Origin of the sequence: Microbaculum marinum (assembly GCF_037855135.1) — a bacterium.
Lineage (GTDB): Bacteria > Pseudomonadota > Alphaproteobacteria > Rhizobiales > Tepidamorphaceae > Microbaculum > Microbaculum marinum.
Genome location: NZ_JAZHOF010000006.1, coordinates 242379 through 264609, shown reverse-complemented (window position 1 = coordinate 264609; position 22231 = coordinate 242379). Strand labels below are relative to the sequence as shown.

The following is a 22231-nucleotide window of genomic DNA, read 5'->3' as shown; positions in this document are numbered from 1 at the left end:
AACGCCAGCCGGGATCCGATGAGCGTCGTTACTGCATCCACGGCGGCATCTGGAACTCGCCCGTCGCGTAGCTGCCCGGGTAGAACAGCACCCGCTCGCCGTCCCAGATCTGGTAGAACTGGATCGGGATGCCGTCGTTGCCCTGTACCGCGAGGTGGGTCTCGGGATCGAACTTCAGCATTCCCGCCGCGATCTGCTTCTCGGAGGCGCCGAGCGCCTCGCCGATCTCCAGGCGCTTGGTCGGGTCACCGACCTTTTCCAGAGCGTCGGCATAGAGGTAGACCTGTTCGTAGAGTGCCGGCCCGTAGGTGCCAGGCTGGTTGCCGTATTTGTCCTCGTACTTCTTGACGACCTCCGCGGCGCGCGGGTTCTTCGGCGTGTTCAGGACGCCGCCGAGCAGGTTGTAGACGACCCCCGTCGCCTGATCCTTGGTGAGGTCGAGGAATTCGGGCACCGACGGCGCGTACTGGATGAACACCAGGCTGTCCGTCGGCTCCTCGAGGAACTGGGTCATGAACTTGGCGGCGTTGCCCGGCAGGTAGTCGGTGTTGATGATCAGGGCAGGGGCATCCTGCCGGACGCCGGCCAGGAAGGCGCGCCAGTCGCTGATCTCGCCGAACGGCAGCAGGTCCGACGAGGTCACCGTCCAGCCGGCCGCCTCGAAGTTCTTCTTCAGGCCCTCCATGATCGTCTTGGAATAGGGGTTGTCGGAGGAGATCAGCGCGACCTTCTTGTTGGGCAGCTTGAGCTTGCCGCTGCTGGCGAGTTCGTCGATCACCGGAACCATTTCGGTCTCGTAGGCATCGTAGGACGGCGTGATCGACCAGACGGTCGGGAAATCGTCCGGGCTGGGCGCGATGATGTCGCGCGTCTGCGCCGAGTTTGCGGAGATGAGGTAGGGCATCTCCTGCTCGGCCATCAGCTCGATCTCGAAGTTGCTGCCGCTGGCATAGCCGGTGACGATCGCGTTGACGTCGCGGTCTCCGGCCAGTCGCTCGAAGGCGCTGGTGACGCTGTCGGCGGCCTGGTCCTGGGTGTCGCCGACCACGACCTCCAGCTTGTAGCCTGCAACGCCGCCGGCGGCGTTGATCTCGTCGACGGCGAGCCTGGCGCCGTTGACCATCTCGGCGCCGTCGGCCGCCGCGCCGCCCGTCAGCGGCGCCAGCACGCCGATCTTGGCGACCTTGTCCTGCGCATGGGCGGGCAGGACCGCGAAAACCGATGCGGCGAACAACGCACCCTTCATCAAACCCTTGAGTTTCATCGTCTTGTTCCCCTGTTGTTGTCTGCTTCGTTCAGCGCACGCCGCACCAGTCGATGATGGCGGCGGCGATAGTCCTGGTGGTTTCCTGCAGCGCGGCGATGTCGACGTACTCGTCGTCGCCGTGGAAGCCGTCGCCGCTCGGGCCGAAGATCACCGAGTCGACGCCGGCGCCTGCGTAATGGGCGGCGTCGGTCACGGCCTCGAAACCCCTGATCTGCGGCGCCTTGCCGACCTGCCCCTTGCGCCTGACCAGCGACTTGACGATCGGATGGTCGAGCGGCGTGTCCATCGGCGGGAAGTAGAGGCCGCCCAGCGACCATTCGATCTTGATGGGGTGATCGCGCAGCCAGCGGTCCTGCTGGCAGAAATGATGGACGAAGTTCTCGAACTCGGCGCGCACCTCGTCCGGCGACTCGTTGGGCAGGAACTTGTAGTCGAGGTCGATCACCGCGACGTCCGGAATGATGGCGGGGTTGGTCATGATGATCGGCAGCCCGTCGGGGCCGAGCCCGGCGCCGGCGCGCATGACGCCCGGGCTGATCGTGTTGAGGCCGGCCGGCACGAGGGGATGGCTGGTGGTGCGGCAGCGGATGCTCTCGAAGTCGCGCAGGGCCGACAGGAAGCGGTTGGCAAGCTCGATGGCGTTGACGCTCTGCTGCAGGCGGCCGGGCTTGTCGTGCTGCGGCCAGACCTCGTTGAAGCGGAAGCCGGCATGGCCCTGGCGGCCGCGCACCGTGACGCGGACCCAGTAGAGCCCGCCTTCGCTCGGCTGGATGTCGCCCCAGGTCGGCTCGGCGACGATCGCCGCCCTGGCGAGCTTGCCCTTCGCCACCGCGTCCATCGCGCCGAAGCCGCCGGCCTCCTCGTCGACGACGGTGTGGATCGACAGGCGGCCTTCCAGCTCGATGCCGGCCTTGCGGATCGCGCGGGCGGCCGCGATGCAGGCGGCGACGCCGCTCTTCATGTCGACGGCGCCGCGGCCGTAGAGCCTGCCGTCCCTGATCTCGCCGCCGAACGGGTCGACCGTCCAGTCCGACCGCTCGCCGATCGGCACCACGTCGACATGGCCGCACAGGATCAGGCTTTTTTCCTCGCTGCCGGCAAGGTCGGAAACGAGGTTCGGCCGGCCTGGAAAGACGTCCCAGCGTTCGCTGGTGAAGCCCAGGCCCTCGACTTCCTGCTGGATGCGGTCCTGGACCTCCGCTTCCCTGTTGATGTCGGGATCGGTGACGAACTTCGGGTTGACCGAGGGAATGCGGACGAGGTCCTGCGTCAGGCCGACGTCGTAATCGGGGTCGTCGTCGAGCGCTTTCCAGGCGGCCTTTACTGCGTCTTCTGCTGCGGGCATCGGCATTCCCCTTGTTGCTGGCGGTGTCGGCCGGGCGGCACTTCGGTCAGCGTCCCGGCTCCGTTTCGGAGCCCTGCTCCAGTTCGCCGATCAGGGCGTCGGTCGTGACCTGTCGGCAGTAGCCGCGGATGGTCTTCAGGGAGTGGTCGTGCCGCTCCTGGCTGTAGGTCGCGCAGGCATCCGGCACGAGGGTGACCAGGTAGCCGAGGTCGCAGGCGTCGCGCACCGCGGATTCAACGCACTGGTCGGTGACCAGCCCGCACAGCACGATCTGCCTCACCCCGAGATTGCGCAGGATGTAGTCGATGTGGGTGGAGACGAAGACGCTGGAGGAGGTCTTCGGCAGCACGATCTCGTCGTCGCCCGGCGCAATCTCGTCGATCACCTTGCCGTCCCAGGATCCCTTCGGCACGTGGAAGCCGGTGATCTTGTAGTCGAGGCTGCGGTCGCGCCCGTCCAGCGTCAGGCTCTCGATCGTCGTGTACATCACCTCGACGCCGGCCTTCCGGCAGGCCACCTGCAGCCTGCGCATGTTGGGAACCGCGACGTTGGCGAGGCGGTCGAAGTAGTAGGCGTACTTGCCGTCGAAGTCGGAAGCAGGCGTGTCCTTGAACTCGCCGCCGTCGCGGCGGGCACAGAAGTTCTGCACGTCGATGAACAGGAGCGCCGACTGGCCGGCATCGAGAGGTACGTCGCGGGTCAACTCGCTCGCCATGGCGCCTATTCCTGCTGTTCCGGCACGGCGTCGCGGATCGCCTCGCCGATGAAGACGGCCCAGTCCGCCTGGCCGGAGGCTGTTGAGATCAGGTCGTTGCGGATCTCGATCAGGACATGCTCGATGCCGCGCCGTTCGCCGTGGATCGGGATCGCGTAGTCGGTCAGGTCGCTGCCGAAATAGGGTTCGTTGAAGGCCGCGTTCAGCTCGGGCCGCAGCGCCTTCATCGACGCCATCAGCCGGCGCGCCAGGCGGTCGTCCCGATTGAACAGGAGGCCGATCTCCCAGGGGCGCTGCAGGCCGTCGGCGGCAAGCCGGGGCGTGAAGCTGTGGATGGAGACGAGGACTGTGGCGCCGCCGTGCGGTCGCGCGTCGAGCACGTCGCTGACCGCCTCGTGGTAGACCGAGTGGATCTCCGCAAACCGCGCCCGCCGGTCCGCTTCGCTGAGGGCCGCGTTGGCGGGGACGACGACGGTGTCGCTGATCTCCGGGAAGCAGTCGGCGACGCCGTAGCTGCGGTTGCAGTCGACCACCAGCCGGCAGTAGGGCTGCGACACCAGCGGCGCATCGAGCAGCGAAGACAGTCGTCGCGATACGGCGTCGGCGCCGATGTCCCAGGCGATGTGGCGGTCGAAATCGGCCGGGGCGATGCCGAGGTCGCCGAGCGCGGCCGGCACGGCGCGACCGGCATGCTCGCACAGCAGCACCACGCGGCCGCGGCCGCCGGGATTGACGATTTCGAACGGCTCGGGATCGTCGGCCGCCAGAAGGCCTGTCGCTATCGGCGCGGTGACTGTCTCCGTGCGCAAGTCGGTCCCCCGTTGCCGCCCGCCGAAGGCGCCGTTTCCGCTCACCCGGCGGGCGAGAATCTGCGACGCTCCGCCATCGTTCCAGGCGCAAACCCTGATCAGGATTGGAACGAAAAATATCCGTCAAAGTCAATCGCATGTTTGTTGTTGATCGGATTTTTTCAGAGTGGGATAGTCGCTCGCAGCATCGGGAGGCCTCGCGGCAATGGGCGAAACCGCCGACCAGGAGAGCTTGAGGGCCGTCATTACCGACGCCATGCCGACGCTCACCGCCAGTGAGCAGAAGGTGGCGAGCGTGGTCCTTGCCGACTATCCCTACGGGGGACTGGCGACCATCCAGGAACTCGCCGCGCGGACCCGCGTCAGCGCGCCGTCGATCACCCGGTTCATTGCCAAGATCGGCTGCAGCGGCTACCAGGACTTCCAGCGCCGCCTGATCGGCGAACTGAAGCAGCGCGAGCTGTCGCCGATCGAGCTGAAGCTGACCGAAGCGCCGTCGCGCGACACCCATTTCCTGACCGACTACACCTACCGGCTGGTCGGCCAGATGAAGTACATGGCCGAGAGCATCCCGCCGCAGCAGTTCGACAAGGTCTGCGGGCTGATCGCCGACCCGTCGCGCAACATATTCATCCTGGGCGGCCGGGTGACGGACAGCATCGCGCAACTCCTGTCGGTGCATCTCCGGCAGATCCGCAGCCGGATCTACCACCTGCCGTCCGATCCGGAGATCTGGCCGGAATACGTGCTGCGGATGCGCAAGCAGGATGTGGTGATATTCTTCGACCTGCGGCGCTACCAGCCGGCCCTCGCCGAACTGGCGCAGGTCATCTCCGAGCAGCGCCAGTCGACCGTGGTGGCAATCACCGACAAGTGGCTGTCGCCGGTTGCCGGTCACAGCACGCACATCTTCGCGCTGCCGATCGAGATGGAGACGGCATGGGATACGCAGGTCTGTCTGGTGACGCTGGTGGAGGCGATGATCGTCCGTGTCTCGGAAGCCGACTGGCCGGCGACGCGCAAGCGCATCGAATCCTGGGACAAGATCCGGTTTTCGCTATCCGGCAACCGAACCATCGAGAAGGGGGACTCGCATGAAGAGTGAGGACGTCGTCTATGCCTGCACGAACGACATCGCCGGGCGGACGCGCGGCAAGGGCTATCCGGCCGCGGATTTCGACAAGCGCCTGAAACGCGGCATCGGCTGGGCCCCGACCAACGTGCAGATCACCTGTTTCGACGTGATCGCCGAGACCCCGTTCGGATCGCTCGGCGACATGGTGCTGATCCCCGACGAGGCGACGCGCGTCTCGCTGCGATCCGAAGAGATGGGCCTGGCGGAGGATTTCGTGCTCGGCGACCTCCGTCACACCGACGGAACCGCCTGGGCCTGCTGCACGCGCTCGATCCTGAAGGCTGCCCTGGCGCGCCTCGAGCAGGTCGCCGGCCTGTCGCTCAACAGCACGTTCGAGCACGAATTCCAGTTCAAGACGGGCGCCAATCCGATCGGCGGCGCCTACACCCACTCCGGCTTCCGGGCGCAGCGCGCCTTCTCCGAGGCGCTGATGGGGGCGATGCGGGCCGCCGACCTGGAGCCCGACACGATCATGAAGGAATACGGCCCGGACCAGTACGAAGTAACCATGGGACCGGCGATCGGCGTGACCTCGGCCGATCGGGCGGTCATCCTGCGCGAACTGGTCCATGCGGTCGCCGCGTCGTTCGGCACGGCGGTGACGTTCACGCCGCTACGCGATCCCGCCTCCGTCGGCAACGGTGTGCATATCCACATGAGCCTGGTCGATGCTGCCGGGGCTCCGGCGACCTACGACCCGGACGGCCCGAATGGTCTGTCGAAGCCAGCCGGCCAGTTCATCGCCGGCGTCCTGAAGTACCTCGACTCGATCCTGGCGCTGACCGCGCCGAGCGTGGTGTCCTACATACGGCTGACACCGCACAGATGGAGCGCGGCGTTCAACAATCTCGGCATGCAGGACCGCGAGGCGTCGGTACGCATCTGCCCGCTGTCGGCGATGAGCGACATCGACAAGGCGCGCCAGTTCAACTTCGAGTTTCGCGCAGCCGATGCCAGCGCCAGTCCGTACCTGCAGCTGGCCGCCCTCGTTCATGCCGGCGTGCAGGGGATCGAGGAGGATCTGGAGGTTCCAGACGTTACCGCGGAAGACCTGTCGCTGCTTGCGCCGGACGAGCTTTCGCGCCGCGGCCTGATGCGACTGCCGCAGGGACTTAGCGAAGCGCTCGAGCGGTTCGTCTCGAACCCGACCGTGACCGGCTGGTTCGGTCCGCAGTTCGTCGAGGTCTACCGTCTCCACAAGACCGGGGAGATGGCCTGCCTCGACGGCAAATCGGAGCCGGAGGTCTGCGCCGCCTACGAAGCCGCTTACTGATCCCGAAACCGCGATTGAAGCCTGCACCTTCGGCGTACCTTCCGGTCGTCTGGTCGCCGCTTCCCCTTGCCGGTATAGTTCCGGACAATCGTCACAATAAGCGGCGCAAAGCCCGCACATAGCCAAAAGACGGTGCACCCGCGCCATCACGGTTCGGGACGGATCCTGGGGAGGATGGAATGGGGGCCACGGCCGAAGAAGCCGGTATCGCAATGGGTGGCGGCGCGGCGGGAAACGTTTCAACGTCGCTGCAGAGCGAGATCGGTTCGGACCTGGGCGTGACGTGTCGCGCGAACTCGCGGCGCGGCGTCACCGACGTGTCGCACCGATCCTACCCCACCGTGGAGTCGGTGCGCCGGGCGCTCGATATCCTCAACGTGGTGAACAGGCTGCGGATCGCCTCGCTGAACAGTATCCACGAAGAGCTGAAGCTGCCGAAGTCCACCATCGTCCGACTGCTCGAGACGCTGATGACGGAAAACTACGTCGTGCGCGACAACATGTGCGGCGGCTACCGGGTCACGTCGCGCGTCCGCGAACTGAGCCAGGGCTACGACGGCATCCCCCGCGTCATCGAAGTGTCGAGGCCGCTGGCGATCAGCCTGACCCGGCGCACGAAATGGCCGAGCGGCATTGGCGTCGTCGACGGCGACAAGGTGTCCATCCGCTTCTGGACCGGCACGATCAGCCCATGGGCGTCGGAACCGGTGCTGGGGCTGAAGTCGGACCTGCAGACATCCTCGATGGGCAGGGCCTACCTGGCGTTCTGTTCCGACGAGGAGCGGGATTCGCATATCGACCGGTTCCGCCGCGACCCCGACCGCGGCTTCGGCCCCGTCGAGGAGCGCAAGTTTCGCGCGTTGCTGATGCAGGCCCGCATCGACGGCTACGCCATGCGAGAGCCCCGCACATGGCCGTATCGGCGCACCACCGTCGCCATGCCGATCCGCGAAGAGTCCGTCGTGCACGGCATGATCACGCTGAGCTTCTTCACCACCGCGGTGCCCGAGGAGTGCGTGCACGAGCAGATCATCGAGCCGCTGCGCAGCACGACCAGGAAGATCGACGACGCGCTGGCGTTCCTGAGCACCGGCGCCGCCGGTCTCGACCACCAGGTCGAGGACGTCGATCCCGAGTTCTGACAGGCTGGATCGACCCGTCACGGCGGGTTTTCGTCTGATGAAACTTCGCAGGATGCATCCTACGGGACGCGATCGGCCTGTCGTAGGTTCGCCCCGACAGAACGGGCCGGCGGCCCGCACGGGGCGCACCGACAACCGACCGCCCAGGAGGAAACATGGACGTGCTCTTGCCCACCACCGTCGTCGGCAGCCTGCCGCAGCCCAACTGGCTCGTCGACAAGGACTTCATGATGTCGAACCAGCCGCCCCGGGTGCGGCTGACCTCGGTCTGGCGGGTGGCGGAGCCGTATCTGGAGGAGGCGCAGGACGACGCGACCTACGTGGCGGTCAAGATGCAGGAGGCCGTGGGCCTCGACATCGTCTCCGACGGCGAGATCCGGCGGGAGAGCTATTTCAACAGGTTCGCCACCGCGCTGGACGGTATCGACATCGACAATCCCGCAGAGGTCGAGGGCCGCAACAAGACCCGCCAGATCGTGCCGCGGGTCGTCGGCGAGATCCGCCGCAGCCGGCCCGTGCAGGTCCGCGACATCGAGCACATGCGGGCGATCACCGACCGCCCGATCAAGATCACCGTCCCGGGCCCGTTCACGATGATGCGGCTGGCCAAGGACGAGCACTACCACGACAAGGAAGCGCTGCTGATGGCCTACGCCGCGGCGGTCAACGAGGAATTGCGCGACCTGAAGGCGGCGGGGGCCGACATAGTCCAGCTCGACGAGCCGTTCGTCGAATCCTTCGTCGAGGAGGCGGAGCGGTTCGCGGTCAAGGGGATCAACCGGTCGCTCGAGGGCATTGAAGGGACGACCGTCGTCCACGTCTGCTTCGGATACGGCCACTACGTCCACACCGAGAAGCCGAACGCCTACAGCTTCCTCGGGCCGCTGAACGAGTGCCGCGCGACGCAGATCTCGATCGAGGCGGCCCAGCCGAACCTCGACGTGACGATGCTCGACCTGCTGCCCGACAAGCAGGTGATGTACGGCGTCCTCGACCTGAAGGACCACACGGTGGAGACGCCGGAGATCGTCGCATCCCGGCTGCGCCGGGCACTGGAACGGATCGATGCGGAGCGGCTGGTGGTGGCGCCCGATTGCGGCATGAAATATCTGCCGAGCGATATCGCCTACGCCAAGCTCGCCGCCATGGTGCAGGGGCGCGACCAGGTTCGCGCGGAACTCGGCGGCTAGCCGCGATCAACTCCAGATCAAGAGGAACGGTGCATTGAAGATCGCGGTCATGGGGGCCGGCGGGGTCGGCGGGTACTATGGCGCCATGCTTGCGGCCGCGGGCAACGACGTGTCCTTCGTCGCCCGCGGCGCCCATCTCGAGGCGATGCAGCGGCGCGGCCTGACACTCATCGGGCCCGACGGCGAACGCGTCGTGCCGGTCGAGGCGACCGACGATCCCCGGCGGATCGGCGTTGCCGACGTCGTCCTTTTCGCAGTCAAGCTCTACGACACCGAGGCGGCGTCGCGCGCGATCGCGCCGCTCGTCGGCGAGGGAACCCGCGTACTGACGCTACAGAACGGCATCGACGGCGGGGAAACGCTAGCGCGCGACCATGGCCCCCACCGCATCTGGGCCGGCCCCGCCTACGTCTCGGCGAGCATCGCCGAGCCGGGCGTCATACGGCATTTCGGCGGTCCGGCGCGCGTCCGCTTCGGCACATGGGACCGGCGTCCGGATCCGCTGGCGAAGACCTTCGCCGAGGCGTGCAATGCGGCCGGGTTCGTCACGGAACTGGTCGAGGACGTACGCGAGCCGCTGTGGACTAAGTTCGTGCTGCTGGCGACCAATGGCGGCTTCAGTGCGGCGGCGCGGCTGCCGATCGCAAACATCTACAGGGATCCGCGGTTGCGGCCGCAAGCGATCGAGGCGATGCGCGAGGTCGCAGCCGTCGCCCGGGCCGAGGGCGCGCCGGTGGCAGACGACGTGGCGGAGCAATGCGTCGCCTATGCGGACAATATCGGCGAGGGCGTCCGGGCGTCGATCTGCAACGACCTGCTGCGCGGGGCGCGCATCGAGGTCGAGGGCCTGTCGGGCGTGGTCGTCCGGCTCGCCGACAAGCACGGCATGGACGTCCCCGTGCACCGGATGCTGTATGCGCTGCTCAAGCCCTACGAGAACGGGCCGGTAGACACCTGATATCCGTGGAGCGTGATCCCGTAGGCGGCCCAAGTCAGGGGCGCGGCGGGGTCGCCGCCTCGACGTCGCTCCGGGCCGGCGGCGCATCGTTGCGGAAGCGGCCGCCCCGGGCCAGATCGAGGATGCACCACAGGGTGCCGACGGTCATGCCGATCGCCAGCGCGAATTTCGAGGGATAGAGCGGGATCGCGACGATGCCGTTGGAAAACTCCCGGAAGGCGAGGCTCTCGAACGCCGCGATCCAGCCGCGCCACGCGATCAGCCCGAAGAAGATGCCGGTCAGCACCAGCGCCAGGACGTCGAGCGCCTTGCGGCCGGCGCGCGGGAACATCAGGTAGAAGAGGTCAACGGAGATGTAGGAGCGCCGCTGGTGCAGGATTCCGAGCGCCATGAAGGCGGAGAAGACCATCAGTGCCTCGGTGCCCTCCACGGTCGAATCGACCGGCCGCCCGAGGAACACCGTGCTGAGAACGTCCAGCCCGCCGAGAATGGCGATGCACAGGATGGCGAGGCCCGCGACCCAGGCGCAGACGGTCGACAGCCACTCCAGGGCGCGCTGAACCATGCTCATCTCATCATCATCTGGCCCGGCAGCCAGGTTATCAGAACGGGGAAGGCTATGAACAAGGCCAGCAGGATCACGTTGACGACGATGAACGGCCAGACGCCGCGGATGATCTCCTCGATCGTGACCCTGCCGTCGGCCGCAGCGACCGTCGCAAAAAGGTTCATGCCGATCGGCGGCGTGATGGCGCCCAACTCGATGAACACGACCACCAGGACACCGAAGTAGATCGGGTCGATCCCGGCGGCGTGGATGACCGGAAACACGAAGGGCAGGGTCAGCAGCAACATCGACAGCGTATCGATCAGGCAGCCGAGCGCGATGTAGACCAGCGACAGCGCCAGCAGCAGCAGGATCGGCGACAGCTGCAGGGCGATGGTGAAATCGACGACGTCGGTGATGACGCCGCTCAGCACCAGCATGCGCGAGTAGACGAGGCCGCCGATGACGATGAGGAACAGCATGGCCGACGTGACGGCTGCGTCGATGAACGACCGCGTCAGCACCGACCAGGTCAGCCGCCGGCGCATGGCAAGGATCGCCATCGCGCCGAAACTGCCGGCCGCGCCCGCCGCCGACGGCGAGAAGTAGCCGCCGTAGATGCCGCCCATGATGAAGGCGAACAGCAGGACGATCGACCAGGTTTCGCCGATCGACTTCCAGCGTTGCGACCAGGAGGAACGCTCGTGGTCCCTGGGGGCGACGTCCGGCCTGACCCGCACCAGGATCATGATCAGCAGGCAGTAGCCGAGCGCGGTGGCGACGCCGGGAACGATGCCGGCGATCATCAGCGCGCCGATCGACTGCTCGGTGATGATGCCGTAGATGACCATCGTCACGCTCGGCGGGATCATCGCCGCCAGCGTGCCGGCCGAGGCGATGCTCGCCCCGGCGACGGAGCGGGAATAGCCGAGCCTCAGCATCTCCGGCAGCGAGATCCGGGTGAACACCGTGGCGTTGACGACGGTCGACCCGGATATGGCGGAGAACGAGGCGGATCCGGCGATCGTCGCCAGGTAAAGGCCGCCGCGAAAATGGCCGATGAGCCGGTTCGCGGCGGTGTACAGTTCCTGCGCCATTCCGCCGTTCATGGCGAGATTGCCCATGAACAGGAACATCGGCAGGACCGAGAACGAATAGGTCGAGGTCAGCTGATAGGGCAGGCTTTCGAGCTGGATGATCGCGAACGTCCATCCGCCGACGAAATACAGCCCGACAAAGCCTGCAAGCCCCAGGCATGCCGCGACGGGCACGCCCAGGGCCAGGAGCACCAGCATGCCGCCGGTGGCCAGCATCGCGATGGTCGTACCGTCCACCGACGGGACTCCCTTCGTTCCGTCGACCGACGAGCCTGGGTCAGTTCACAGACTTCCAGACCTCGACAGTCTGCCTGGCGGCGTCGCCCTTGCCGGCTTCTTCCATCCGCTTCTGCCAGATGTCGAGGAAATCGGGCAGCTTGGCCTGGAAGGCTTCCTGGTCGGGGAACTCGATGATCTCGACGCCCTCGGCCTTCATGTTCTCGAGCGCCTTCTTTTCGAGCTCCTTGTTGGCCGTGAGGCTGTAGGCCTCGGCGTCCTTGCCGGTCTCGCTCATCAGCGTCTTGACGTCGTCGGGGAGGGAATTCCACTTGTCGAGATTGAAGAAGGTGCCGTCGGCGATGACCGTGCCGAAGGAGATCGTCGAGCCGTACTTGGCGACCTCGTAGAGCCGGTTTGCGTTCAGCAGGTCCCACGGCAGCAGCATGCAGTCGACCGTGCCGCGCTGCAGCGCCTCGTAGAACTCGCCGGGCAGAACCGTGACGGGAACCGCGCCCACCGCCTTCACCGCGATCGGAATGTATTCGCCCTGGCTGCGGATCTTCTTGTTCTCGAGATCGGCGAGCGAGCGGATCGGCGAGGTGCAGAGCAGGTGGTACTCGTTGAGCGGCTTGAAGATGACCGGCCAGATCTTGTTCGCCTTCGCCTCTTCCTGGAAGGCGGGGACCTTCTCCCACAGGGCGTTGGCGATCTCTTGCGCCTTGTCGGGCGTCGGCATCACGATCGGCAGGGCGCTGATGGCGCCGAGGAACGGCATCTGGGCGGGGTAGTAGCTGCCCGGGAAGACGGCGATGTCGAGCGCTCCGGCGCCGACCAGCTTCAACTGCTCGGCCGGCGCTCCCGCGGCGCCCGACCAGAAGTTCTCGATCTCGATCTTGCCGCCGCTGCGCTTGGCGATCTCGTCAGCGAAGAAGACGTTTGCCAGCGCCGGCCCGGCCGTCGCGGGAACGAGGTTGTTCTCGCGCAGCTTCATCTCGGGATAGTCCTGCGCATGGGCGGCTCCGGCGGACAGAGCCAGGCAAAGCGCGGTCGACAGGATGTATCGGGTGTTCATGTTCTTCCTCCCTGGTTTGGCCTCTTGTTCGGCCTTTGTCTGGCGCTGACCCGGACACCGGGTCCGGAACGCGCCTTATCGATTGTATTTGCGGTCGATGCCGTTTGTCAGTTCAGGTTTATCGCTGCGCCCCCATCACGTTGAGGATGGCGCCGGTCACGAGCGAGGCCTTGTCGGACAGCATCCAGACGATCGCCTCGGCGACTTCTTCCGGCCGCCCGGCGCGGCCGAGCGGGGTCTTCGAGGCGAATTCCTTCAGCCGGTCCGCCTGGCCGGACTTGGCGTGGATTGGCGTGTCGACCATGCCGGGCCTGATCGCGTTGACGCGGATGCCGTCGCGCACGACCTCCGCGGCGATGCCCATCGTCATCGTGTCGACGGCCGCCTTCGAGCCGCCGTAGTGGATGAACCGGCTGGGCGAGCCGGTCAGCGCGCCGATCGAGGAGATGTTGACGATGGCGCCGCCCTTGCCGCCGTGCTTGGTCGACATCCGCTTCACCGCTTCGCGGCAGGCGATCAGCACGCCGGCGGTGTTGACGGCGAGGATCTCCATCGTCTCCTGGAAGGTATAGTCTTCAATCGCCCGCAGCTTCGGGGTGTTGATGCCGGCGTTGTTGACGAGACCGGTCAAGGGCCCGAAGGCCTTGTCGGTCTCCTCGAACAGCCGGACGATGTCGGCCTCGACGCCCATGTCGGCGCGGACCGCGATCGCCCGTCCGCCCGCGGCCTCGACGTCGGCGACCACGCCTTCGGCGGCCTCCTTCGAGGACTTGTAGTTGACGACGACATCTGCGCCGGCGGCGCCGAGCAGACGGGCGGTGGACGCCCCGATCCCGGTGCTCGCGCCCGTCACGATTACGACTTCGGCCATTTCCGCCCCTTCGAATGCTGTTTTCGCGCCGGTCCGCGGCCGTTTCGCCGCAAACCGTCACGGCGATGCGCCAAAATCGGCATCGAACCCTTGCATTGGATCATAATATCAAGTTCGGGCCAGCAGAGGCCGTTCGGCGGTCCTGGCCGCCGATTTGCATAGAAATTTCAACTGACGAAATGTTCCCAGTTCGCGCCGGGGCAATCACGTGGGCTCGGCTGGGGGGCTCGCCCGCGATCCCGGTATTGGTCCATAAATGCAAGTTCACAGGAAACAGACGACGGCCGCGGCCCGCCGGGCCCACGCCGCTCCAGAGCCGCGAGAAGTCGGCCGAAACGCACGGGAAGGGAATGACCATGGATCCGGTCCAGACCCTGCTGATCAAGCAGGACATCCACGAGCGGCTGCTCGCCTACTGGCGCAATGTCGACGACGACGCCGGTCGCCAGGCCGGCAGCTTCTGGACGGAGGACGCCGTGTGGGAGGCGCCCGCCCGCACCTTCAACGGCCGCGAAGAGATCCAGGGCTTCTTCGACTGGCGTCTGACCCGCGGCGACCGGCTGGCGCTGCATACGGTCGCCAACTTCGTGGCCGAGGTCCAGGACGAACGTTCCGCGACCTCGACCTGGTATCTGCTGCTCTACGCCGCCGACGGCACGCCGCCGAAACCGTCCGAGCCTCCGGTCCAGGTCGCGGCGATCAGCGACACGTGGGTGCACGACGGCGATGGGCCATGGCTTTGCTCCCACAGGACGTTCAAAGTGCTGTTCGAGGGGGGCGGCGCACTCTCCGGCCCGGCGGCCGGAGGCGAGAGAAAGTAGGGTCACACGGCCCGGAACGAAGGCCTCCCGGACACATGATCGCACCACCAGACACGCAGATTCCCGGCGTCTACCATCGCCGTATCGGCGATATCGTCGTCACCGCCCTCAGCGACGGATATTTCGTTACGGAGAGGGAGATGACCCGCAATCTTCCCGAGGCCGAACGCAATCAGGCGCTGGCCGCCGCGTTCCGGGATACGCTGGCATTCTCCGTGAACGCCTTTCTGATCTATTCGAAAGGCCGCCTGGCGTTGCTGGAAACCGGTTCCGGCAAGTACCTCGGGCCGACGCTCGGCCATCTGCCCGCCAACCTCGAGGCGGCCGGCGTCGCCCCGGACGACATCGATACCGTGCTCCTCACCCACATGCATCCCGACCATTCCGCCGGACTGACGGACATGGAGACGGGAAGGCGGCATTTCGGAAACGCCGAACTGGTCGTGCACGAGAACGAGCCGCGTCACTGGTTCGACGACGAGCCGATGAGCCGGGCGAGCGACCTCTACAAGCAGCTGCATTTCCAGATGACCCGGGAGCAGGTGCAGCCCTACCTGGACCGGATGCGGACCTTCGTCGACGGCGAGGTGTTTCCCGGCGTCCGGGCGATCCCGAGTGCCGGCCACACGCCGGGCCATACCTCGTACCTGATCGAGTCCGGAAAGGACCGGCTGCTGATCTGGGGAGACACGATTCACATTCCCGAGGTCCAGTTCGCACGGCCCGAGATCACCATGGTGCCGGACACCGATCCCGACGCCGCGGCGGCGACGAGGCGGCGCATTCTCGAGATGGCGGCGCAGGAGCAGTTCCTCGTCACCGGCATGCACATGCATTTCCCGGGCTTCGGCCACGTGTCGAAGGAGGGAGACGCGTACCGGTTCCATCCGGAAGCCTGGCGCCTGCCCTTCTGAGGCAATCGCTGCGGTCTTCCGTCAGACGACCACGGCGGCGCCGGTTTCGGCGGGGCCGACGGCGGCCCGGAACGCGGCAAACAGCTCGCGGCCGATGCCTTCGTGGCTGGCGGACAGATCCGGTCGCGCCGGCTCGCGCGCTGCGAACTCCGCCGCGTCGACCTTCGCTTCGAGGATACCCGCCTGCGCGTCCAGTCGTATGACGTCGCCGTCGCGGAGCCGCGCGATCGGTCCTCCGTCTGCGGCCTCCGGGCTGAGGTGGATCGCCGCCGGCACCTTGCCGGAGGCGCCCGACATGCGGCCGTCGGTCACCAGCGCGATCCGGTGGCCGCGGTCGAGCGCGACACCGAGCGACGGCGTCAGCGAATGCAGTTCCGGCATGCCGTTCGCCTTCGGCCCCTGGAAGCGCACGACGACGATCACGTCGCGATCCAGTTCGCCCGCCCTGAACGCCTCCTTCACCGACTCCTGATCGTGGAACACCCGCACCGGCGCCTCGACGACACGATGCTCGGGCTTGACGGCGGACACCTTGATCACCGCGCGGCCGAGATTGCCGCCTAGCAGGCGCAGTCCGCCGGTCGGCTGGAAGGGGCTGGACGCAGGGCGCAGAATGTTCTCGCTGCCGCTCCCGGCGGCGCCGCCGCGCCAGACCAGCGCGTCGTTTTCCAGCATCGGCTCCTCGGTGTAGCGCCTCAGACCCGGGCCGGCGATGGTGCTGACGTCCTCGTGAAGCAGGCCGGCGTCGAGCAGTTCGCCGATCATGAAACCGAGCCCGCCGGCGGCGTGGAAATGGTTCACGTCGGCGAGACCGTTCGGATAGACCCGCGCCATCAGCGGCGTGACCTCGGAAATCTCCTCCATGTCCTGCCAGTCGATCTCGATGCCGGCGGCGCGCGCCATCGCGACGAGATGCAGGACGAGGTTGGTCGATCCGCCGGTCGCGTTGAGCCCGACCATGCCGTTGACGAAGGCGCGCTCGTCCAGCACCTCGCAAGCCGGCGTGAACTCGTTGCCCTTCGCCGTGATCGCCAGCGCCCGTCGTGCGGCTTCGGCGGTCAAGGCGTCGCGCAGCGGGGTGTTCGGATTGACGAAGCTCGCGCCGGGCAGGTGCAGGCCCATGAACTCCATCAGCATCTGGTTGGTGTTGGCGGTGCCGTAGAAGGTGCAGGTGCCGGGTCCGTGGTAGGAGGCCATCTCGGCGCGCAGCAGTTCGTCGCGGCCGATCTCGCCGGCCGCGTATTTCTGCCGGATCCTCGACTTTTCGTCGTTCGGCAGCCCTGAGGTCATCGGACCGGCGGGCGCGAAGATCGCCGGCAGGTGCCCGAAGGTCGCCGCCGCGATGACGAGCCCGGGCACGATCTTGTCGCAGACGCCGAGGAAGATCGCCGCATCGTAGCAATTGTGGCTGAGCGAAACGCCGGCGGCGAGCGCGATGACGTCGCGCGAGAACAGGCTGAGTTCCATGCCGGGCTGGCCCTGGGTGACGCCGTCGCACATCGCAGGCACGCCGCCGGCCACCTGGGCGGTGCCGCCGGCGGCGCGGGCGGCCTGCCGGATCAGGTCGGGAAATCTCTCGAACGGCTGATGCGCGGAGAGCATGTCGTTGTAGGCGGTGACGATCGCGACGTTGCCGCCGCGGCCCTCAGCAATCTGCGCCTTGTCGGCGCCGCTGGCGGCGGTGACGTGGGCGAGATTGCCGCAGGACAGGTGGGCGCGTGCCGGTCCGGCGTCGATGGCGCGGCGGCAGCGATCCATGTAGGCGCGGCGCCGTTCGCGGGACCGGCTTCGGATACGGTCGGTGACGGCCGTGACGGTCGGGTGCATTGCGGCCTCCTTCGGGGGTCAGTCGGCGTAGTGGACGGTGCAGTCCTCCAGTACGGCAAGCACCGGCGCCTGGCGCACGTCGCCGAGCGACAGGGCGCGCTCGAGCGCGGCGCGCTTGTCGGCCCCGGCGATCATCAGGTGGCGCTCGCCGGCGCCCTGCAGGACCGGCGCCGACAGGGTGATGCGGGGTTCCTCGGCGCCCGGCGCGGTGATCAAGACGGCGGGCGGCGCGTCGGCGGCCAGCGCCGCATCGAGTCCGACCGCGCCTGGAAAGAGCGACGCCGTATGCATGTCCGTGCCCATGCCGAGCACCGCGATATCGAGCGGCAGCGCCAGATTGTTCAGGGAGGCGGCGATCGCCTCCAGCCCGTCCGCCGGCTCGGGCGCCGGCGCGTACAGCGGCACGAATACCGCCGCCGCCGCAGCGCCGCGGAACAGCGTTTCGGCCAACAGGTGCTGGTTTGAGCGCGGCGAGGAGGGCGGCACCTGGCGTTCGTCGGTCAGCGTGACCACGACGTCCTCCCAGTGGAGGTCGGCCTCGCCGAGGCGGGTAAGCATCGGCCCGGGCGTCGAGCCACCCGACAGCGCGATGGCAGCGCGGCCGGTCGTGGCGACCAGATCCGCCAGACGCGCGGCGAGATATGCCGCCAGCCCGTCGGTCAGCGCCTCCCGGGAGGGGTATTCGATGAGCCGGGGATGAGTCATACCGCGATCTCCCGCCACCGGCGCCCGTCCCGGTGCATCAGCATCAACGCATCCTCCGGTCCGGAAGATCCCTGGTCGTAGGAAATCGGCCGGTCGCCGCGCTCGTCCCACAAGGCGATGATCGGGTCGATCCATGCCCAAGCGGCCTCCACCTCGTCGCCGCGCATGAACAGCGTCTGGTCGCCCCGGACCACATCCATCACAAGCCGCTCGTAGGCATCGGGCATTCGCAGTTTCGTCGCGCCGAGCGTGTCGGCGAATGTCATGTCGAGTTCCGCCGATGTGAGCCGCATGCCGCCGGGCCCCGGCTCCTTGATGGTCATGCCTAGCGTGATGCCCTCGTCCGGCTGAAGGCGGATCGCCAGGACGTTGTTGCCTGCACGGCCGCTGGCCGGCGGGAAGATCGAGTGCGGCGCCTCCTTGAAGACGACCGCGATCTCGGAGACGCGGGTGCGGAGTCGTTTGCCCGTGCGCAGGTAGAAGGGCACGCCGGACCAGCGCCAGTTTGCGACCTCGGCCTTCAGGGCCACGAAACTCTCCGTGCGGCTGCCGGGATGGCCGACGTCCTCGGTGTAGGAGGGCGAGCCGTTGGTGCGGGCGTACTGGCCGCGCACGACCGACTCGGGATCGGTCAGCGGGGCAAGCGCCCGCAGCACCTTCAGCTTCTCGTCGCGCACCTCGTCGGGCTCAAGCCGCGCCGGCGGCTCCATGGCGATCAGGCACAGCAACTGCAGGAGATGGTTCTGCGCCATGTCGCGCATCGCGCCCATCTCGTCGTAGTAGGCGCCGCGGCCCTCGACGCCGACCTTTTCGGCGACGGTGATCTGGACATGATCGACGTGGCGGGCATTCCACAGCGGCTCGAACAGAGCGTTGGCGAAGCGCAGCGCCATCAGGTTCTGGACCGTCTCCTTGCCGAGATAATGGTCGATCCGGTAGATCTGCCGCTCTTCGAAATGGCCGGAAAAGCAGTCGTTCAGCTCCTGTGCGGACGCAAGGTCGTGGCCGAGCGGCTTCTCGATGACGATGCGGCTGTCGGAGTCCGACAGGCCGGCGCGATGGACCTTTTCCGCGATGATGCCGAAATGGCGGGGCGCCACCGAAAGATAGAACACGCGAGGACGCCCGTCAGCAGGCGGCAGCGCCTTCGCCAGTGCGTCCCAGCCGTCGTCCGACTCCACGTCGACCTGGACATAGCCGATCGACCGGAGGAAGCGGTCCCGGGTCTTTTCGTCGAGCGCTGCCGCCTCGACGAACTCGTCCAGCGCGCGGCTTGCGATATCGCGATACCCCTCGTCGTCGAGGTCCCGTCTGGCGGCCGCAATGATTCGCGCGCCCTCGGGCATCTGACCGTCGTGCAAGCGGTGATAGAGCGCCGGGATCAGCTTGCGCCGGGCGAGATCGCCGGTGGCGCCGAAGACAACGAGGTCGAAGGGGTCAACGGGTACGACACGTGCGACCATTCAGCAGCTTTCCCGGGCAAAGAGTTCGATGTCGGCGGTGGCCGGTTGCGGCGCCGCGGCGGGGCGAGGGTGGCCGGCGAGGCCACAGGCCATCGGACATTCCCGGCCGACCGGTCGGGTAACAGGTGGCCTGTGCGCCATCGCCGCCAATCCCGGTGGCCTCTGCCGGCCAGACAGGACAGTTAGTGCATTGCAGAGATTATCAACATCGCGATGACGAACAAGGTCCGGCAACCACGGCCCGTCAAGCAACGCCCGCCAAGGCTACCGGACCGCCGCACCAGTCACGCCACCGGGGGCATTGCCTGTGAGCGATCAGTTCGATGCCGCGTAGCGCCTGGCCAGCGTCGACATGCCGACCGCCAGGATCAGGATGCCGCCCTTGAAGATCGGCTGGAAATGGGTCGGCGCGCCGAGGATCGCCAGGCCGTTGAAGCCGACGGCGAGGATCAGCACCCCGACCAGCGTGCCGACGATGTGGAACTCGCCTTCGCGCAGCGTGGCGGAGCCAAGGAACACCGCGGCGAAGGCGTCGAGCAGGTAGCCGTCGGCGGTGCCCAGCGTGCCGCTGCCGAGCAGCGACGACAACAGCGTGCCGGTGAGCGCGGAGCAGAAGCCAGCCGTGGCGAAGGCGAACATCTTGATACGGTCGACGCGGATGCCCGACAGCCTGGCCGCCTCGATGTTGCTGCCGACGGCCTGCATCTTCTGGCCGATGTCGGTCTTGTTGAGCACGATCCAGAGGACGATCAGCACCCCGAGCATGAAGAACACCGGGTTCGGGATGCCGAACAGCACGCGGCCGAGGGAGATGTTGGTGAAGGCGCGCGGGATGCCGGTGGCGATGGGGAAGGCGGAGTAGGTGAAGCCGACGCCGGTCAGGATGGTGCCGAGGCCGAGCGTCGCGATCACGGCATTGATGCGCACCTTCGTCACCAGGGTGCCGTTGACCAGTCCGAGACCCACGCCGATCGCCAGGGAGCAGGCGATGGCGAGCCAGATCGGCATGCCCTGGTAGGACATGAAGCCGACGACGATCAGACCGACGAAGCTCGCCACGTAGCCGATGCTGAGATCGAACTCGCCGACCACGAGCGTGTAGGTGAGGCCCGCCGCGATGATCGCCGTCAGCGACGCCTGGCTGAGAATGTTGAGGAAGTTCGCACGCGAGAAGAACGTGTCCGGCGCGTTGATCGAAAAGATCAGCACCATCATCACGAGCCCGAAGATGGTCCCGTAGCGCGACAGGAACATCAGGCCGAGACGCTTCCAGTCCAGCGGTCCCCGCGAAGACGCGGTGTCAAGGTCCGCGTCGCTGCGCGCAGTCATGCCGTCTCTCCTTTGCCGCTATCGACGTCGTGATAGCTGAGTTCGATGATGTTCGGTTCGGTGATGTCGGAGCCGGTCAGTTCGCCGGTGATCCGCCCCTCGCGCATGACCAGCACGCGGTCGGCGAGGATCGCCAGTTCCTCGACGTCGGACGATATCACGACGATGCCGACGCCGGACCGCGCCAACTCGCGGATCGCGTCGTGGATCTCCTCGCGGGCGCCGACGTCGACGCCGCGCGAGGGCTCGTCGAGGATCAGCAGGCGGATGCCGGAATTGAGCCAGCGGGCGATCAGCGCCTTCTGCTGGTTGCCGCCCGACAGGGAGGCGATCCTGGTGGCGGTGCCCGGAGTCTTGATGCTGAGCCGCTTGACCATGCGCTCGGCCTGGCGGCGGCCCTTGGCGGCCGACAGGAAGGGCAGGCCGGCGACGTAGCGGAGGTTGTCGAGCGAGGCGATGTTGATGTTGTAGCCGACGGACCGCTGCAGCATCAGTCCCTGCGCCCGGCGCTCTTCCGGCACCAGCGCGACCCCGGCGCCGATCGCGCCGGCCTCGTCGGACGGGGAGTACGGCGCGCCGTCGAGCTCGAAACGGCCGGAGTCGGGGCGCCGCACGCCGGCGATCAGATGGGCGAGTTCGGTCCGCCCCGCACCGATCAAGCCGCCGAGGGCCAGCACCTCGCCATCGTAGACATCGAAACTGACGCCCTTGACCGCCTGCTTCCAGGCAACGTCGCGAACCGACAGGATCGGCGTGCCGGTCCTGTCGACGGTGATGTGTTCGCGGTCCTCGGGCGAGCGGATGTCATGGCCGATGATGGCCCGAACGAGCCCCTTCTTGTCGAGGTGCCCCCGCATTGCCTCGTCGACGATCCGCCCGTCGCGCAGCACCGTGATCCTGTCGCAGAGGTCCAGCACTTCCTCCAGCCTGTGCGACACGTAGAGGATCGCGACGCCGTTGGCGGCCAGATCGCGGATGACCGAGAACAGCTGCTCGCTCTCCTGGCCGGACAGCGATGCCGTCGGTTCGTCCATGGCGATCATGCTGGCGTTGCGGGAGATCGCCTTGGCGATCATCACCAGCCAGCGTTCGGCAACGGTCAGCTCGGATACGCGCGTCTCGAGGGGAAAGTGGATGCCGATCCGCTCGGCGGCGGCCCGCGCCTGCACGCTGGAGCGCTTCCAGTCGATCAGCCCGAACCGCGTGACCTTCGGCGCGCCGAGCAGCATGTTCTGCAGCGCGCTGAAGTGGGGAATGACGTTGAGTTCCTGATGGATGAAGGCAAGGCCGGCGTGTTCGGAGGCCTGCGGCGAGCCCTGCCGCAGCTCCTCTCCGTCGATCCTGATCTCGCCCCGGTCGGCGACCGTGACGCCGGCGAGACATCTGATCAGCGTGGACTTTCCGGCTCCGTTCGCGCCGACGAGGCCGTGGACGTGGCTCCGCTCGACGTCGAGATCGGCCTCCCAGAGCGCGACCTCCCCGGCAAACGACTTGGTCAGTCCACGGATCTGCATCCACGGTTCGGGGGACCC

At 67.0% G+C, this 22231-nt stretch carries 20 protein-coding genes; 7 read left to right on the top strand and 13 right to left on the bottom strand.

Features of this window, described 5'->3' with window-relative positions; all coding sequences use genetic code 11:
• Positions 1–28 precede the first annotated feature (28 nt).
• From V3328_RS15990 to V3328_RS15975, 4 genes are read right to left on the bottom strand one after another with little or no spacing between them, the layout of a single operon-like run.
• A complete protein-coding gene (locus V3328_RS15990; RefSeq protein ID WP_340330685.1) occupies positions 29–1264 on the bottom strand; it encodes an ABC transporter substrate-binding protein in 1236 nt (411 codons plus the stop codon).
• Positions 1265–1295: 31 nt separating this feature from the next.
• Positions 1296–2612, bottom strand: a complete 1317-nt coding sequence (locus V3328_RS15985; RefSeq protein WP_340330684.1) for a M20 family metallopeptidase — start codon at positions 2610–2612, stop codon at positions 1296–1298.
• 46 nt (positions 2613–2658) lie between these two features.
• Positions 2659–3327: a cysteine hydrolase family protein gene (locus V3328_RS15980; RefSeq protein ID WP_340330683.1), complete on the bottom strand. Its 669-nt coding sequence runs from the start codon at positions 3325–3327 to the stop codon at positions 2659–2661.
• A 5-nt stretch (positions 3328–3332) separates the two neighbouring features.
• Positions 3333–4136: an N-formylglutamate amidohydrolase gene (locus tag V3328_RS15975; protein ID WP_340330682.1), complete on the bottom strand. Its 804-nt coding sequence runs from the start codon at positions 4134–4136 to the stop codon at positions 3333–3335.
• Positions 4137–4341: 205 nt separating this feature from the next.
• Here V3328_RS15975 and V3328_RS15970 point away from each other — a divergent pair, with 205 nt between their 5' ends.
• The 5 genes from V3328_RS15970 (at position 4342) to V3328_RS15950 (ending at position 9834) form a co-directional block, all read left to right on the top strand.
• A complete protein-coding gene (locus tag V3328_RS15970; protein ID WP_340330681.1) occupies positions 4342–5241 on the top strand; it encodes a MurR/RpiR family transcriptional regulator in 900 nt (299 codons plus the stop codon).
• A complete protein-coding gene (locus V3328_RS15965; RefSeq protein ID WP_340330680.1) occupies positions 5231–6544 on the top strand; it encodes a type I glutamate--ammonia ligase in 1314 nt (437 codons plus the stop codon). Before V3328_RS15970 ends, V3328_RS15965 begins: the two co-directional genes overlap by 11 nt.
• Positions 6545–6723: 179 nt before the next feature.
• The gene (locus V3328_RS15960) at positions 6724–7686 is read left to right on the top strand and encodes a helix-turn-helix domain-containing protein (RefSeq protein WP_340330679.1); all 963 of its coding nucleotides are present in this window, start codon (positions 6724–6726) and stop codon (positions 7684–7686) included.
• Between the two features lie 155 nt (positions 7687–7841).
• On the top strand, positions 7842–8876 hold the full coding sequence (locus tag V3328_RS15955) for a uroporphyrinogen decarboxylase family protein (protein ID WP_340330678.1): 1035 nt from the start codon (positions 7842–7844) through the stop codon (positions 8874–8876).
• 34 nt (positions 8877–8910) lie between these two features.
• A complete protein-coding gene (locus V3328_RS15950; RefSeq protein ID WP_340330677.1) occupies positions 8911–9834 on the top strand; it encodes a 2-dehydropantoate 2-reductase in 924 nt (307 codons plus the stop codon).
• Between the two features lie 34 nt (positions 9835–9868).
• Here V3328_RS15950 and V3328_RS15945 read toward each other — a convergent pair whose 3' ends face one another.
• The 4 genes from V3328_RS15945 to V3328_RS15930 form a co-directional block, all read right to left on the bottom strand.
• Positions 9869–10405, bottom strand: coding sequence for a TRAP transporter small permease (locus V3328_RS15945; protein ID WP_340330676.1), 537 nt, complete (start codon positions 10403–10405; stop codon positions 9869–9871).
• Positions 10402–11715, bottom strand: a complete 1314-nt coding sequence (locus tag V3328_RS15940) for a TRAP transporter large permease (protein ID WP_340330675.1) — start codon at positions 11713–11715, stop codon at positions 10402–10404. The genes V3328_RS15945 and V3328_RS15940 overlap by 4 nt, the downstream gene beginning before the upstream one ends.
• A gap of 40 nt (positions 11716–11755) precedes the next feature.
• A complete protein-coding gene (gene dctP, locus V3328_RS15935; RefSeq protein ID WP_340330674.1) occupies positions 11756–12769 on the bottom strand; it encodes a TRAP transporter substrate-binding protein DctP in 1014 nt (337 codons plus the stop codon).
• A 118-nt stretch (positions 12770–12887) separates the two neighbouring features.
• Complete coding sequence (locus tag V3328_RS15930) at positions 12888–13640, bottom strand: SDR family oxidoreductase (RefSeq protein ID WP_340330673.1); 753 nt, start codon at positions 13638–13640, stop codon at positions 12888–12890.
• A 350-nt stretch (positions 13641–13990) separates the two neighbouring features.
• Between V3328_RS15930 and V3328_RS15925 the strand changes: the two genes are divergently transcribed.
• On the top strand, positions 13991–14461 hold the full coding sequence (locus V3328_RS15925; protein WP_340330672.1) for a nuclear transport factor 2 family protein: 471 nt from the start codon (positions 13991–13993) through the stop codon (positions 14459–14461).
• Positions 14462–14496: 35 nt separating this feature from the next.
• Entirely contained in the window at positions 14497–15375 is an 879-nt protein-coding gene (locus V3328_RS15920) for an MBL fold metallo-hydrolase (protein ID WP_340330671.1), read from the top strand.
• 21 nt (positions 15376–15396) lie between these two features.
• On the opposite strand, the gene edd is transcribed toward V3328_RS15920, so the two are convergent.
• The 5 genes from edd to V3328_RS15895 all read right to left on the bottom strand — a co-directional run bounded on the left by edd (position 15397) and on the right by V3328_RS15895 (position 22213).
• A complete protein-coding gene (gene edd, locus V3328_RS15915; RefSeq protein WP_340330670.1) occupies positions 15397–17202 on the bottom strand; it encodes a phosphogluconate dehydratase in 1806 nt (601 codons plus the stop codon).
• Between the two features lie 18 nt (positions 17203–17220).
• Positions 17221–17907, bottom strand: coding sequence for a 6-phosphogluconolactonase (gene pgl / locus V3328_RS15910; RefSeq protein ID WP_340330669.1), 687 nt, complete (start codon positions 17905–17907; stop codon positions 17221–17223).
• Positions 17904–19370: a glucose-6-phosphate dehydrogenase gene (gene zwf, locus V3328_RS15905; protein ID WP_340330668.1), complete on the bottom strand. Its 1467-nt coding sequence runs from the start codon at positions 19368–19370 to the stop codon at positions 17904–17906. The genes pgl and zwf overlap by 4 nt, the downstream gene beginning before the upstream one ends.
• A gap of 315 nt (positions 19371–19685) precedes the next feature.
• Complete coding sequence (locus tag V3328_RS15900) at positions 19686–20699, bottom strand: ABC transporter permease (protein ID WP_340330667.1); 1014 nt, start codon at positions 20697–20699, stop codon at positions 19686–19688.
• Entirely contained in the window at positions 20696–22213 is a 1518-nt protein-coding gene (locus V3328_RS15895) for a sugar ABC transporter ATP-binding protein (protein ID WP_340330666.1), read from the bottom strand. The genes V3328_RS15900 and V3328_RS15895 overlap by 4 nt, the downstream gene beginning before the upstream one ends.
• Positions 22214–22231 lie beyond the last annotated feature (18 nt).

Excerpts from the sequence above, each read along its gene's own strand:
- V3328_RS15895 (WP_340330666.1), bottom strand. The coding sequence starts at position 22,213 with ATGCAGATCCGTGGACTGACCAAGTCGTTTGCCGGGGAGGTCGCGCTC.
- V3328_RS15945 (WP_340330676.1), bottom strand. The coding sequence starts at position 10,405 with ATGAGCATGGTTCAGCGCGCCCTGGAGTGGCTGTCGACCGTCTGCGCC.
- pgl (WP_340330669.1), bottom strand. The coding sequence starts at position 17,907 with ATGACTCATCCCCGGCTCATCGAATACCCCTCCCGGGAGGCGCTGACC.
- V3328_RS15920 (WP_340330671.1), top strand. The coding sequence starts at position 14,497 with ATGATCGCACCACCAGACACGCAGATTCCCGGCGTCTACCATCGCCGT.
- dctP (WP_340330674.1), bottom strand. The coding sequence starts at position 12,769 with ATGAACACCCGATACATCCTGTCGACCGCGCTTTGCCTGGCTCTGTCC.
- zwf (WP_340330668.1), bottom strand. The coding sequence starts at position 19,370 with ATGGTCGCACGTGTCGTACCCGTTGACCCCTTCGACCTCGTTGTCTTC.
- V3328_RS15985 (WP_340330684.1), bottom strand. The coding sequence starts at position 2,612 with ATGCCCGCAGCAGAAGACGCAGTAAAGGCCGCCTGGAAAGCGCTCGAC.
- V3328_RS15960 (WP_340330679.1), top strand. The coding sequence starts at position 6,724 with ATGGGGGCCACGGCCGAAGAAGCCGGTATCGCAATGGGTGGCGGCGCG.
- V3328_RS15990 (WP_340330685.1), bottom strand. The coding sequence starts at position 1,264 with ATGAAACTCAAGGGTTTGATGAAGGGTGCGTTGTTCGCCGCATCGGTT.
- V3328_RS15930 (WP_340330673.1), bottom strand. The coding sequence starts at position 13,640 with ATGGCCGAAGTCGTAATCGTGACGGGCGCGAGCACCGGGATCGGGGCG.
- V3328_RS15965 (WP_340330680.1), top strand. The coding sequence starts at position 5,231 with ATGAAGAGTGAGGACGTCGTCTATGCCTGCACGAACGACATCGCCGGG.
- V3328_RS15970 (WP_340330681.1), top strand. The coding sequence starts at position 4,342 with ATGGGCGAAACCGCCGACCAGGAGAGCTTGAGGGCCGTCATTACCGAC.
- V3328_RS15955 (WP_340330678.1), top strand. The coding sequence starts at position 7,842 with ATGGACGTGCTCTTGCCCACCACCGTCGTCGGCAGCCTGCCGCAGCCC.
- edd (WP_340330670.1), bottom strand. The coding sequence starts at position 17,202 with ATGCACCCGACCGTCACGGCCGTCACCGACCGTATCCGAAGCCGGTCC.
- V3328_RS15900 (WP_340330667.1), bottom strand. The coding sequence starts at position 20,699 with ATGACTGCGCGCAGCGACGCGGACCTTGACACCGCGTCTTCGCGGGGA.
- V3328_RS15980 (WP_340330683.1), bottom strand. The coding sequence starts at position 3,327 with ATGGCGAGCGAGTTGACCCGCGACGTACCTCTCGATGCCGGCCAGTCG.
- V3328_RS15925 (WP_340330672.1), top strand. The coding sequence starts at position 13,991 with ATGACCATGGATCCGGTCCAGACCCTGCTGATCAAGCAGGACATCCAC.